This window comes from Acetivibrio cellulolyticus CD2 (genome assembly GCF_000179595.2).
Taxonomy (GTDB): Bacteria; Bacillota; Clostridia; order Acetivibrionales; family Acetivibrionaceae; genus Acetivibrio; species Acetivibrio cellulolyticus.
In genome coordinates, this window is record NZ_JH556655.1 from 7,734 (window position 1) to 21,340 (window position 13,607).

Genomic DNA, 13,607 nt, shown 5'->3' on the forward strand with positions numbered 1-13,607 from the left:
GCCAGCGTTCGTCCTGAGCCAGGATCAAACTCTCTAAAAAATATTTATTAGAGAGCCTTTTGGCTCTAAATTACTTACTCGCGTATATTTGTTTCGCAAGTTACTCAATTAATTAACGAGTTCCTTATCGTCTTACACTGTTTACTTTTCAAAGTCCATATTACTTTTGTTTCAGCCACTCGAGCCGAGCGACTTTTATATATTACCACGCTGTCTTTTGTTTGTCAACACCTTTTTTTCTGGTATTTTTTAGTTTTTCTTCTGTTATCGACTCTCGTCTTCCAGAAGCGACAGCTTTTAAATTATAACACCATAAATAATTCGAAGTCAAGGGTATTATGAAAATAAATATGAATTATTATGTTGATTTTTCTTATAGATATTATTTTACCTCATTATTATTAAATAATACACGTTCTAGCATATTTTTATTCTGTTTTGCTCAGTCTATGCTTAACATCAAACCAAAATCTCAGATGCATTTAGCGCCGGCAGATTTAGTACATTTACTTTGTAAATTCCTCAATAAAAAAATCCAAATCTCTACTCTTAAGTCTTCAGGTTTTAATAATTTCCCTCAAATTCTCTATATCCTTGGTGTATATCTTTTTTATACTGGCATTGTATATGATACTTGCAGGATGATATAGCGGATACAGTCCATATTCGCGCCCCTTCACACTAACCTTGTCAAGTGCTCCATGTACATCTCCTATTGAAGCTTTATGGTCCCCAAGTACTGATCGTAAAGGTACATTACCCAATGTAATAATGTACTTTGGCCCAATTATATCAATTTCTTCAATAAGATATTCTCTGTTTTGCTCAATTTCTTCCTTGGTTGCAGGTCTGTTTGACAATCTGCCGGTCGAAGGGTTTACCTTTGAAAGTCTATGCTTTATAGCATTGGTTATATATATTTCATCCCTTTTAAGTCCTAAGACTTCAAGAAATTGTGCCAGGTTCTTGCCAGCCATTCCTACAAAAGGCTTTGAGTTGGCTACTTCATCTTTTCCGGGAGCTTCTCCAATCAGCAATAAAGAAGAATTAGGGTTGCCATCACCTGTAACAATTTCTTGTCCCTGAAATTCTTCTCTATATCTACTATATAATATATTCAATTGCTCTGATTTTGACATAAACAATCCATCCTCTGCTTAACCTTTTTTATATCCTCCCACATTAAAATCTTTTTTGACTCATCCCTTAGGAGCGCAGCTGGGTGAAAAGTCGGCATAATCCAATACCCCTTCCTTTCAATCCATTGACCTCTTATTTGAGTTATTCTCGCATTTTTGTCTACTACATACTTCATAGCAGTAGCACCTAAACACACAATAATCTTAGGTTTGATAAGATAAACCTGATTTCTCAAATATGGCAGACATTTTTCCGCTTCCTCATCAGTGGGAACGCGGTTTCCAGGAGGCCTGCACTTTACTACATTAGCAATATAATACTGGTCTTCTTTTATCATCTGCGCCTTTAACAAAAGATCCAGAAGTTTTCCTGCAGCTCCTACAAACGGAAGCCCCTGCAAATCCTCTTGCTCCCCCGGTCCCTCTCCTATCATCAAAAGACTGGCATTCCTGTTGCCACGACCAATTACTATATTATTTCTCTTTCTGCCTAACTGACAGTTATAACAACCTGTGCAGCTGTTAATTAATTCTTCCCAATTAAACATACTAATTATACTCCCGTTTTATCAACGCCCCATATAATCTTATGGAGCTGTACCTGAAACCTTACATCGAGCCTGTCTGCTAAAATCCAACTTACCGCATCCTCACAATTTATTCTTCCATAGACAGGAGAAAAGGTTATTGTTCCTTTGTAGTGATGATTCTTTATTATTCCTTTAGCCCAGTCGTAATCATTTCTGTCCCCAATTACGAATTTAATCTCATCTTTATCCCGTAAATATCTGAAGTTATCTAATACCATTTGATTGGAACATCCTGATGATGGTACTTTCATATCCATAACCCAGGAATGTCCTTCACACAATGTAATATCTTCTATCGGAACTGCACCATTTGTCTCAATAGTTACTGCATAGTCTCCTAAAAGCCTGAGCAATTCATTTAGATCTTTTTGCAATAACGGCTCTCCACCAGTTATGCACACCCGCTTATAATGAAATCTTTTTACTTCTTCAAACACTTCGTAGGGTGACATTTCTTTTCCATCTTCATATGCATATGTAGTATCACAATAGCAGCATCTTAAATTACAACCTGTAAAACGTACAAAAATAGTGGGAAAACCGGTGGATATACTCTCCCCCTGAATACTCAAAAAAATCTCATTAACCAGCATCTATTTCACCCTTTAAATTAGTCAACAAAATATTACAACATATCTTTTGCATCTATAGTTATGTAACTTGTAGGTGTCTCCCAGAGCACCAGTTTCTCCAAATTACATTCCAATCCTGTCATACTTTTTGAAAGTTGTTCCCATATCCATAATCCAATCATTTCGCAAGTCGGATTAAAATCAAAAATATCGTTTAGATATTTATGATCAATATTGCTCAATATTTCTTTTTCCACCATATCATTTAAATCGTGAAAATCAATAACCAGACCATTCTTATCAGGTATTCCTTTTAATGTAACCTCTAATTTATAGGTGTGGCCATGAATGTTTTTACACTTGCCAGGATAATCATTTAAATGGTGTGCACTATCAAATGTAAATACCTTGGTTATACTCATTCTTGCAATTTTCATAAATCTGATCCTTTCAATATTATAAAAGACAAACAAATATTCTAAGCTATTACTTTATCAACGGTGAAATTGCAAATTCCGCTAATGTTTTTGCTTAAGGCTTATTTGATGACAAATAGCCACGCAAAAAATGGAAGTAATATTTTACTCTTTCCGTAAATACTCAATGGGATCTATTATACCTGCCTCTTTAAACCCCTTAAGTCTTAAAACGCAACTATCACAAACCCCACATGCCTTTTCCTCTCCCTTATAACAACTGGTTGTCAAATGAAGCGGTGCATTATTTTCACATGCAAGCTTTATAATTTCTGCTTTGCTGAGGTTTATCAAAGGAGTCTCTATCTTTATAGGTTTTCCATTCACACCTCTTTTAGTTCCAACCTTTATCATTTTCTCGAACGCTTCAATAAATTCAGGTCTACAATCAGGATAGCCACTGTAATCTACAGCATTAACACCTATATAAATAGCATCCGCCTCTATAGCTTCAGCATAGCCTGCTGCATAGCTTAGAAATATAATATTTCTCGCAGGTACGTAAGTAACCGGTATTTGAGGCAATCCCTGATAATCAGGCACTTCAATACTAGAATCTGTCAGTGCACTTCCACCAACATTATCTATCCTAATTATTTTGTTGCTCTTTATTTTATAATATTTTGTTATTTGCTTAACGCACTCCAGTTCCTTTTTGTGGCGTTGTCCATAATCAAAAGATAAAGGATAAACTTCATAACCTTCCTTAAAAGCTACAGATAAACATGTAGTGCTATCAAGACCGCCCGAAAAAAGAACAATTGCTTTACTCATTAGTTGCCAGCCTCCCTATTTTACTTATCATAAGCAAACTTTAAAAAACAATTCTATATAAGTATAACAATATATATATGCTTTATCAAAGATTAATTTTTGATTTCAAAAATTTATGCAGTAAATACCCTAACAATCTGCTAGGACTAAATACCGTTGAGATTTTCAATCCTGATCAATTCATCTTATCAAAATAATATGCACAGCATCCAATTGAACCATTAAGTTGAGGTTTGCCAGGCACAACTATTTCACCCCATCCAAGGTCTTGCTTGATAAAATGAATAAGCGCCTCATTATTTGCTACTCCCCCTGAGAGTACAAGATAATCTGCCGGAAATCTTGCAATCATAGGCTTTATTCGTTTATATAACGAATAATTTACTCCCGAAGCAAGCTTATCCGCCGTATAACCTTCCGAAATTCTTCCTATCAGCTCAGACTCACCAAATACAGCGCATGTGGAACTCAATTCCACTGGTTCATTATAATATTTTTTCATTTCATCAATGCTTATACCAATTATAGTTGCCATATTCTCAAGATACCTGCCGCAAGAAGCAGCACATTTGTCATTTAAAACCATGTCGGCCATTCTGCCATTTCTCACCGATATAACCTTGCTGTCCTGCCCGCCAATGTCAAGAAGCGTAAAATTCTTTAGTCCTGTTTGCCATACAGCTCCATAGGTGTGAGCTTTCAACTCGGTAATAACCTCTGCATCGCTGACATTCACATTATTTCTTCCGTAACCTGTACTTATTATTTTATGAATTTCACCTATATCAAGCTTTTCCAAGTTTATACCTATTTTTTGGTTCCTGTTTTCACAGTAATCTCTATAAAAAGAAGCCGTATCAAAAACCTTTCCAATAACAAACTCATTACCATCAAATACAGCAAGTTTAACAGCCCTGCTTCCCAAATCAATTCCCAGTATCCTCATATCACACCACCATTTAATGCCACAAAAAATATTTTTCTACCTATATTAACATATCAATAAACGATTCTATTCTAAGTTTGCTCCTTGAATCCACTGCCCCAGGACGATCACCCTCAAGTGTCAGAATCGGCACATCCAATTCTTTTCTTATTACAATATCCTCTATACCTCTAAAACAAAAAGCTTGTGTATAGTGAATAATTCCATCAATTTCTCTTTTTTTGATCTGGCTTTTAATATCATTAATTCTACCAAAAAGATTGTAGGGATAAGTAAAAACCCTGTAAACCTCAACTAAATCATCAATCCCTATTCCATCCGCCATTGTAAACTGTCTTTGAACTTCATTATATACAATTCTGGCATTCATAGTTTCAACCAAATCGTACAAATCGCTATTTATAGGTGGAACTCCAATATATCCAAGTCTGACTTTTTCAAACCTCGTCTCCCTTTTTTCCATAATAGCAAGCTCCTGTTCAAGCCTATCCCTATATGACCTGTAATCGCTGTCAAAGTCGCTGCTCGAAACCTGCCAAATGTGGTTTTCAAAACCAGATACCTTGTTATGCTTCCACGTTAGCTCATCAACATATACCAGCCTTTTCCTTATCAAATCCAGCTCCTTCTTTACTTTTAACGCTTCTTCAAAACTTGTGTCAAATACCTTGCACAGTTTTTCCATCTCCATCTTTAGAGCTTCATAGCTTTTAGAATTTGGATAGGAGAAAGGGATACATTTTATTCCCTTTAAATCAAATACTTCTGAAAGCGCTCTTGCATTTGAGCAATCTCCTTCAACAACGCTAACTACAGTATCAATATCTTTTGAATTAAGTACAGCAGAATATATTCCCTTAATCCAGGAGCATGTATTCCTGGGGAATCCTACATTTTCAGCTTCCTCAATAAGTCTAACAGCATTTTTGTCGGTAATGAAAACATTATTTAAATCTACAGGTCTAAGACCTGCACTATATATTATCTCCACCGGTATGCTTGTTGTAAATCCAATACTTTTCAATTGTCCACCTCTTCAAAAAACATAAACTAAGGAGCACATAAAATAATTAACGCCCCTTTTTCTCATAAAATTAGAAGAGAAAATATTAGAGGCGGTTATTATTAATAATCCCTTAGTTTTTTATTATAATACAAAGAAGCTAAACTTAAAAGTCATGTATTTATAATTTAGAGTTCTGACACATTAAAGAACGCTTAAATATTAGGATTTACATACCTACCAATCGTGAAAAAAACGTATCGTTGGTTCTGCAATCAGGGTTGGGAATAGTACTAACCCTGTTCATAGAGTATGGGTTAAAACTGGCATTAATAATATTGTCATCCTTATCCATTTCAAGAACGGCATGATGCAAGAAACTATTTCTCATGTAATACCTCATGTCAATAAAAACATATCTGGTCACATCATCGATTTTTTCACACATTACATGAAAAACAGGTGTAAACTCACTAAAAAACTTTCCAACATATGAAAATGAAACCTTTTCAAGAACCTCATCCTCTATCTTATCAAGCACCTTAAATATCTTAACGTTTCTCTTTAAAATATTCTTTTCCCCTACTACATTACGATCAGGTTCTTCCAGTACAAAATGCCATCGAAAAAGACTTGTAACCGAAGGCAGCAAACTCAATTTACTAAACTGGGTACTGAAATTTCTATTGAGCTCATTTAAAACAATGCACCTCATCAAAACTCGTAAAACAATATATGAAATGAATACAATAAAAGATGCATTTTTAAACACAGGAGGTGATATGATATAGCTTATCAAAGTCAATAAAAACATTGGATCAAAAGTATTTAAGATTCCTAACGAAAATTTCTTATTACAAAAAGGCCATAGTAACTTTGCACCATAGGAATTTAATAAATCAAAGGCAGAATGAGACAAACCGCCTAACAAAGCACATAAAAAAAGAGCATAAATGCTTGAACCCCTGTAAAAAAAGCTTAACAAAACAGCCAAAAAAGTTGCCGAAGCAATAATCCCCATAATTGAATGGGTAAGCCCTCTGTGATTTTTTAAATATACGTAATCGCCCCATTTTTGAAAAACGATATCAACATCAGGAAAAATTGATCCAATTACCATACTTACAGTGGCCGCATCAGAAATGGTTATATCATTTCCAGTAAGCTTAGCTACGGCAGCTCCGATAACTCCATGTGTTATGGGATCCATTCCAACACCCTCTCATTATTAGAAAATGAATTGAAGAAATGACAGAATAAGCTAATTTCCAAGGTTGTACTTCAATAAAAAACATTATAACATTAATAATATTTTGAGTCATGAGTAAAATGCACCAATTTAGCCCCATCTTTGTCCGTTCAGGCCAAAAAAGTTTCAATTATAGAAGTTTTCTTCTATAATCTTCTCAGTTTTTTTCTTATCATAAATGTAATACCATATTCCACCTTTATATACTGAATCACCCGGGAGTATAAAAGTTTTAACCCCATTTAGCCTGATATTATTTATTTCCCTGACGAAAAAATCAATATCACCTATCTCAATGTTTGACCTCATGTTTTTCTTAAGGATAGAAAAAATATTACCTGCCTTCAGAATATATCTAGGCCTAAGCTTCTGATTTATAAATTCTTTGAGAAAGAGCTGCTGCGCTTGAATTCTTCCAATATCTCCATCTTCATATCCTTCCCCTTTATGATTTCCTTTTCTGTACCTTACAAATTCTTCAGACTTTTCTCCATTGAGAATCTGTTTACCTTTCTTAAGATGTATATGCAGGTTCTGTGTAGGATCATCATAATCCATATCCATAGGCACATCTACTTCTACCCCACCTACTACATCGACAATCTCCCGAAAGCCCTTAAAGTTTAAAACCACATAGTAATCTACCTTTAAGCCAGTAATCTCTCCAACCTCATTGGCAATTAGTTCTTCTCCACCTTTTGCAATTAAAGCGTTGATCTTTCCATATTTTCCATTGACTTTGACTCTGGTATCCCTTGCTAATGATAAAATATTTATCTTTTTTTTCGACTGATTGAAGTTTAGTAATGCTATTACATCCGATCTTACTTCCTCATCATCTAAACCCAAAATCAGCAAATTAATATTCCTTTCAATTCCCGTAATCTTTGGGTTATTTCCGCTTCTTTCCAAGGGCGTTGAGTGGCTATAATACGGAATCTCCTCCTGGTTAAGTGAATTCAGTATATATGTACCTTGAGTAAATAAAATTATCGAAATTATTACACATGTCCCAAATATAAATTTCCTAAGCCGCATAATTCTCCCAATCTGGTAATACTTTTATTGGATACTTTTTGAAGTTATTTTTTGATTATTGCCAACTATATTATATGTCCAATAAAATATTTAATACAAAAAGGACCTGAGATATCTCAAGCCCTTTCCTATTTATGCAATGTACAATATATGGTAACCATTAACTAAGCGCTAAATATCAAGTTTTGATTTAAGCCTCTGAATAGCTTCCTCAGTGTTCTCTTTGCTTCCAAAAGCCGTTAACCTGAAATATCCTTCACCGCTTGGTCCGAATCCTGCTCCTGGAGTACCTACTACATTAACTTCCTTCAATAATTTATCAAAGAATTCCCATGAACTTAAGCTCTTTGGAGTCTTTAACCAAATATATGGCGCATTAATTCCACCGAACACCGTAAGGCCTAAGCTCTTAAGACCATCCCTGATTATTGAGGCATTATTCATATAATAATCGATAGTATCCTTTATCTGTTTTTGTCCTTCCTTAGTATAAACAGCAGCAGCACCTTGCTGTATCACATATGGAACACCATTGAACTTAGTAGTCTGTCTCCTGTTCCAGAGTTTATTCAGTTGATGTTCCTCACCACTTGCAGTATAGGCAATAACCTCTTTCGGAACAACTGTATATGCACATCTGGTACCAGTAAATCCAGCAGTCTTCGAAAAACTTCTGAACTCAATCGCTACTTCTTTTGCTCCTTCTATTTCATATATACTGTGTGGAACATCATCTTCACGTATGAAAGCCTCATATGCTGAATCATATAATATAATAGACTTATTCTGCTTTGCATAATCTACCCATTTCTTTAGCTGCTCTTTTGAAAGAGTCATACCTGTAGGGTTGTTTGGGAAACACAGGTATATCATATCAACTCTGTTTTTGGGCAACTCAGGTGTAAAACTGTTTTCAGCTGTACATGGAAGATAGGTAATTTTTTCAAAGCGGCCGCTGTCATTAATTACGCCTGTTCTACCTGCCATAACATTACTATCAACATATACGGGATATACAGGGTCTGTAACAGCAATTATATTGTCCAAACCAAATATCTCCTGAATGTTTCCAGTATCACTCTTAGCTCCGTCACTTACAAAAACTTCATCTTCATCCAAGTGTATTCCTCTTGTTTTATAATCATTTTCGATAATTTTACTTATCAGGAAACTATAACCCTGCTCCGGTCCGTAACCTCTAAAGGTTTCTGCTTTTGCCATTTCATCAACAGCCTTATGCATAGCTTCAATAACCGCAGGAGCCAATGGTTTTGTTACATCCCCAATTCCCAAACGGATAATATTTGCATCAGGATTCTCAGTTTTATACTTATTAACCCTTCTTGCAATTTCTGCAAACAGATAACTTCCCTGAAGTCTTAAATAGTTCTCATTAATAAGTGCCATTAGTAATCTTCCTTTCTGATTCTTATATAAAATTTTACACTATTTTAAAGCAAATAAAACACTAAACATCAATATCACCATCGAATACTTTTGTTGCAGGCCCTGTCATATATACATGGTTATCCTTTTCGTTCCATTCAATAATCAAATCTCCGCCTAACAGCTTTACAACTACTTTCCTGTTGCTTATATCATTTAATACTGATGAAACTAAAACTGCGCATGCTCCTGTTCCACAGGCAAGAGTCTCTCCTGCTCCTCTTTCCCAAACTCTCATTTTAAGAGTATCTCTATCGATAACCTGAACAAATTCAGCATTGATTCTCTTTGGATACAGGCTGTTGTTTTCCATCTTAGGACCAACTACTTCGAGAGGAAATTTTTCAACATCGTCAACATACGTAACTGCATGTGGATTTCCCATAGAAACGCATGTAACTTTAAATTCCCTACCATCAATAACAACAGGCTGAGATACAAATAGCTCCTTATTGCTGTCAACAGGAATCTTAGCAGGCTCTAGAATAGGTTCTCCCATATCAACTTTTACCAACTCAACTTTATTATCTTTAACCGTCATATCAAGAACTTTTATTCCAGCCAATGTTTCAACCTTTATAACGGACTTTTGAGTCATCCCATTATCATAAACAAATTTGCCTACACATCTTATTGCATTACCACACATTTCAGCTTCCGAGCCATCGGAATTGAACATCCTCATTCTAAAATCGCACATCTGGGAGGGCATAATCAACACCAGCCCATCGGAACCAACCCCGAAGTGTCTATCGCTTACAAACTTGGCTACCTCAGAAGGGTTATCTACTTTCTCTGTAAAACAATTTACATATATATAGTCATTTCCAAGTCCTTGCATCTTTGTAAACTTCATTTTGCAACCTCCTAAGCTAAATCTTGCATTTTTATTCTTTAATTATTATAACACACATTTTTTCCATGACAACATATAACTAGCTAAAATAATTGGACCTGTAGCAAATACCAAAAACACTTTTTAGTAGATTTTCTGGCTAGTATCTCAAAAAATTCATTATTGGACTTTTGTTTATTCAATTTCTTAAAATAGTTAGATAACAATTTATCACTCTTTAATTATAATGTATGCCATACTTTTCCTTATTGTATAACAAATGTGATAATTGTATGTATAACCACAAATTACACAACAAAATATGATAAAAGCTGTAAAAGCTGAAAAATAAAATTGCTAATTATAATTATTTTTGCTACAATATATTAAGATACGACGCTAATTGCAAGGTGTTTTGACCCTTTTTGATATCATTTATCGATATCAACATTGGGGTATTATTTTTGTCGGTTCATACGTTATATAAAGTTCAGTAGTGGAATAACAAACTTTATAACAGTTATTCTGCTGCTGTTATTTATCTGAATAAAAATAAATATAGCCTTAGAGTTATGACAACTATTTTCGAAGTTTATAGGATTGAGGTATGAACCATCATTTAATAAGTAATACATCTTTACAAAACAGCAATTTAGTAAGGTGTAAAAAATACTTGATTATATTATTTAAATGTATTTGGGAGGGGTTTTTGTAATGCTAGACCTAATACTGATTGTGTGCATTGTTGCCTTCACTTGTATAACACTGCTTTTTTTAAACTCGGTTAAGAAAGAAAGAAGTGGGGTTCTTACAAATACAATCAATGCAAATCAAAGTAATGGTGGTAATTTATTTTCAAGGTTAAACAACCTCAGCCATGAATTTGAGTCCACTGGTTTTGGTAAATTCAAACTGTTTAATATTGAAATAGACTTTCGGTATATCTTATTTTTCATTATTCTTGTTATTGGAATAGTTGTTCGTGTATACAATATTTCCGGTGTCCCCGCAGGCCTAAATCAGGATGAAGCCTATGGCAATTATGAAACGTATGCTCTTGCAAATTACGGAATTGATAGCAATGGTATGGGCTTTCCTGTACATTTCATTTCATGGGGAAGCGGTATGAACACACTTTATGCATATTTAACCATGCCGTTAATAAAGATATTCGGACTCAATGAAACAACCGCCATTCTCGGGAATCTAATCTTCTGCATATTAAGTCTTGTAATTATCTTCTTTACAGTCAAAAGACTTAAAAATATTGACATGGCCCTACTTGCAACCTTTATAATGGCAATTTCCCCGTGGCATATAATGATAGCCAGATGGGGACTTTTAGAGAACATTTTCCCCGCTATTGTTTTGATTGGAGTGTTTTTTTACTCCCTATACTTAAAAAAACCTAAGTACATAATTCCTTTTGCCGCCGTTATGTCTCTTAGTCTATATGCTTATGGCCCAGCATATTTTGTTATTCCTGTATTATTGCTTATATTAGCAATATATGAGGCATACTTTGCTAAAAGCAAAATACAATGGTTTAAGAACTATCTTAAGGCATTTGTTTGTTTTGTCATTATTGCAATTCCAATTGTTATATTCGTTTACATCAATATAATCTCCCCATCATCGCAGACAGTAAAACTTGGGCCCATAACTGTTCCCAAACTTGTCGAAGCTGGTTATCGATACAATCAGGTAGTTTTCCTAGGTGGCGGTAAATCTAACCTTTGGAATACATTAAAAGAAAATTTTGCGGTCTTTTACGATACTGTTTTCAGGCAAACTGGATATATATATAATGTAATTGACAAATACGGTACAATATATAGAATAAGCAACTTCTTCTTTTTAATAGGTTTTTTGGCTTCCATACTCGGAACATTAAAATCTTTTAAAGAAAAGAAAATACAGCTTGATTTTGTATTTCTAGTCTGGTTTATATTAAGTTGCATTCTTGGTATAGTAAATAACACGAATACAAACAGAATAAACATTATATTCATACCTATGATGTACCTTGCAGCTTATGGAATATATGTATTTGCAATTTTAGCATCACTTCTAGTAAAATTTGTTGTTAAATCAATAAGTGCAAACGCTCAGAAGCACGCATTCAAATTAGCTAAATTAATAGTGCTAACAATAATAGCAGTTTTATATTTGACTAACTTTTCTGCCTTTGCAAAATACTACTTTACTGAGTACCCCGACCAAATAAACCAGATTTTCCACGAGTCCTTTGATGATGCACTCCAATATGTAGTTGATAACAACAAAGACACCAGGGATGTATACGTCACAGATTTTAACGGAGCATTCACCTTAGTGCTGTTTTACACAAAATACGACCCAAATGAGTTTTACAGTACTGTAAATTATACAAACCCATATACTGAGTTCAGGCCAGTATCATCCTTTGGAAACTATAAATTTATTACTATAGATAAAAGCATCGAAGCAGCTGATAATTCATATTATATTGTGGAGAATTTCCAGATTAATAACCTTACAGGGGTGAAGTCCCCTAAAAATGTAAAACAGTTTAAGAGATTTACAGTACTTGAGTATTAAGGTTAATATTTTCAACATCTAAAAAAGCTTATACTTAAAAGTGTTGAAAAATAATAAATATTTTTATTTTACAGGAGGTATACACAATGTTCAAAAAAATGAAGATTTTCTTTTGTGTTACTTTTATTACTATGTCAATCACAACCAATATTTTTGCGGAAGGAAATCTCATAAAAAATGGTTCCTTTGAAGATGAACAAGGAGGGAACCCTACCGATTGGACCTACTACTCTTATGTTAAAGATGAAGGCTCAGCAGAGCTTAAAATTGAAGCCCAAGGAGCTCATTCCGGCAGTAAATGTGTCACAGTAATAAACAATGTAGAAAACGATTCAAGGTATCTTCAAACTATAGGTGCACAGCCAAACAAAAAATATAAACTTTCTTGCTATATAAAGGCTGAAAATATAGGTGATACTGGCAACGGAGCAATATTATCCATTGAAGGTCAGGTTGCTGCTTCAAATACATTAAGAAACACTAACGGCAAATGGGACTATGCTGAATTGTATGTAAAAACAGGGGATGGCATTGAATCCTTTAATGTTACAGTAGGAGTTGGAGGATATGGTGCAATGAGCACTGGAAAAGCATCCTTTGATGATGTAACCGTTGAAGAAGTGGACAGCATACCCGATGGATCTGTAATTGCAATTGTAGAGAAGTCACACGCTGATAATCCATCTTCCCCTGACACAGAAAAGAAATCTGGTACTAATAAAATTGTATGGATAATACTTGCAGTTTGTATATTAATTGTAGCTGCTGCTACTTACAGCACATTTAAATCTTCTCCATCCGAAGATAGTGACGCTTCAGATAATTCTTCTGACCTTAAGACAGACGACACTGAATTAGACAAAGAATCCGATGAGGCAGAAGAACAAAAGGATGACAGTTCTGTAGATTCTGATGATTCAACCAATAAAGACTAGTACTTAGTTTTCATTAGTTACTAA

13 protein-coding genes and 1 rRNA gene (1 of these 14 only partly in view) are annotated in these 13,607 nt (G+C 34.5%); 2 read left to right on the forward strand and 12 right to left on the reverse strand.

The window, feature by feature from the left end; translation table 11 throughout:
• The 12 genes from ACECE_RS0211775 to dapF form a co-directional block, all read right to left on the reverse strand.
• Positions 1–40 (reverse strand): 16S ribosomal RNA (locus tag ACECE_RS0211775) (it extends 1,471 nt beyond the left edge of the window).
• Positions 41–557: 517 nt separating this feature from the next.
• On the reverse strand, positions 558–1,139 hold the full coding sequence (locus ACECE_RS0211780; RefSeq protein ID WP_010247155.1) for a uracil-DNA glycosylase: 582 nt from the start codon (positions 1,137–1,139) through the stop codon (positions 558–560).
• Positions 1,118–1,687, reverse strand: coding sequence for a uracil-DNA glycosylase (locus ACECE_RS0211785; RefSeq protein WP_010247158.1), 570 nt, complete (start codon positions 1,685–1,687; stop codon positions 1,118–1,120). Before ACECE_RS0211785 ends, ACECE_RS0211780 begins: the two co-directional genes overlap by 22 nt.
• A gap of 5 nt (positions 1,688–1,692) precedes the next feature.
• Complete coding sequence (locus ACECE_RS0211790; protein ID WP_010247160.1) at positions 1,693–2,322, reverse strand: radical SAM protein; 630 nt, start codon at positions 2,320–2,322, stop codon at positions 1,693–1,695.
• Between the two features lie 32 nt (positions 2,323–2,354).
• Positions 2,355–2,738, reverse strand: a complete 384-nt coding sequence (gene queD / locus ACECE_RS0211795) for a 6-carboxytetrahydropterin synthase QueD (RefSeq protein ID WP_010247163.1) — start codon at positions 2,736–2,738, stop codon at positions 2,355–2,357.
• Between the two features lie 144 nt (positions 2,739–2,882).
• Positions 2,883–3,551, reverse strand: a complete 669-nt coding sequence (gene queC, locus ACECE_RS0211800; protein WP_010247166.1) for a 7-cyano-7-deazaguanine synthase QueC — start codon at positions 3,549–3,551, stop codon at positions 2,883–2,885.
• Positions 3,552–3,726: 175 nt separating this feature from the next.
• A complete protein-coding gene (locus tag ACECE_RS0211805; protein WP_010247169.1) occupies positions 3,727–4,497 on the reverse strand; it encodes an acyl-CoA dehydratase activase in 771 nt (256 codons plus the stop codon).
• Positions 4,498–4,537: 40 nt separating this feature from the next.
• Positions 4,538–5,521 carry a 2-hydroxyacyl-CoA dehydratase family protein gene (locus tag ACECE_RS0211810; RefSeq protein WP_010247173.1) on the reverse strand — a complete coding sequence of 328 codons (984 nt, stop codon included), beginning with the start codon at positions 5,519–5,521 and terminating at the stop codon, positions 4,538–4,540.
• Between the two features lie 208 nt (positions 5,522–5,729).
• Entirely contained in the window at positions 5,730–6,710 is a 981-nt protein-coding gene (locus ACECE_RS0211815; RefSeq protein ID WP_010247176.1) for a metal-dependent hydrolase, read from the reverse strand.
• A 165-nt stretch (positions 6,711–6,875) separates the two neighbouring features.
• Positions 6,876–7,661, reverse strand: a complete 786-nt coding sequence (locus ACECE_RS0211820; protein WP_456049011.1) for an LCP family protein — start codon at positions 7,659–7,661, stop codon at positions 6,876–6,878.
• 297 nt (positions 7,662–7,958) lie between these two features.
• Positions 7,959–9,194: an LL-diaminopimelate aminotransferase gene (locus ACECE_RS0211825; RefSeq protein ID WP_010247183.1), complete on the reverse strand. Its 1,236-nt coding sequence runs from the start codon at positions 9,192–9,194 to the stop codon at positions 7,959–7,961.
• 61 nt (positions 9,195–9,255) lie between these two features.
• Complete coding sequence (gene dapF, locus ACECE_RS0211830; RefSeq protein ID WP_010247186.1) at positions 9,256–10,089, reverse strand: diaminopimelate epimerase; 834 nt, start codon at positions 10,087–10,089, stop codon at positions 9,256–9,258.
• Between the two features lie 1,104 nt (positions 10,090–11,193).
• Between dapF and ACECE_RS0211835 the strand changes: the two genes are divergently transcribed.
• Positions 11,194–12,648: an ArnT family glycosyltransferase gene (locus ACECE_RS0211835; protein WP_162862537.1), complete on the forward strand. Its 1,455-nt coding sequence runs from the start codon at positions 11,194–11,196 to the stop codon at positions 12,646–12,648.
• An 86-nt stretch (positions 12,649–12,734) separates the two neighbouring features.
• Positions 12,735–13,583, forward strand: coding sequence for a carbohydrate binding domain-containing protein (locus ACECE_RS0211840; RefSeq protein WP_010247192.1), 849 nt, complete (start codon positions 12,735–12,737; stop codon positions 13,581–13,583).
• Positions 13,584–13,607 lie beyond the last annotated feature (24 nt).

Coding starts and splice junctions, on each gene's coding strand:
- ACECE_RS0211780 (WP_010247155.1), bottom strand. CDS start 1,139: ATGTCAAAATCAGAGCAATTGAATATATTATATAGTAGATATAGAGAA.
- ACECE_RS0211785 (WP_010247158.1), bottom strand. CDS start 1,687: ATGTTTAATTGGGAAGAATTAATTAACAGCTGCACAGGTTGTTATAAC.
- ACECE_RS0211790 (WP_010247160.1), bottom strand. CDS start 2,322: ATGCTGGTTAATGAGATTTTTTTGAGTATTCAGGGGGAGAGTATATCC.
- queD (WP_010247163.1), bottom strand. CDS start 2,738: ATGAAAATTGCAAGAATGAGTATAACCAAGGTATTTACATTTGATAGT.
- queC (WP_010247166.1), bottom strand. CDS start 3,551: ATGAGTAAAGCAATTGTTCTTTTTTCGGGCGGTCTTGATAGCACTACA.
- ACECE_RS0211805 (WP_010247169.1), bottom strand. CDS start 4,497: ATGAGGATACTGGGAATTGATTTGGGAAGCAGGGCTGTTAAACTTGCT.
- ACECE_RS0211815 (WP_010247176.1), bottom strand. CDS start 6,710: ATGGATCCCATAACACATGGAGTTATCGGAGCTGCCGTAGCTAAGCTT.
- ACECE_RS0211825 (WP_010247183.1), bottom strand. CDS start 9,194: ATGGCACTTATTAATGAGAACTATTTAAGACTTCAGGGAAGTTATCTG.
- dapF (WP_010247186.1), bottom strand. CDS start 10,089: ATGAAGTTTACAAAGATGCAAGGACTTGGAAATGACTATATATATGTA.
- ACECE_RS0211835 (WP_162862537.1), top strand. CDS start 11,194: ATGAACACACTTTATGCATATTTAACCATGCCGTTAATAAAGATATTC.
- ACECE_RS0211840 (WP_010247192.1), top strand. CDS start 12,735: ATGTTCAAAAAAATGAAGATTTTCTTTTGTGTTACTTTTATTACTATG.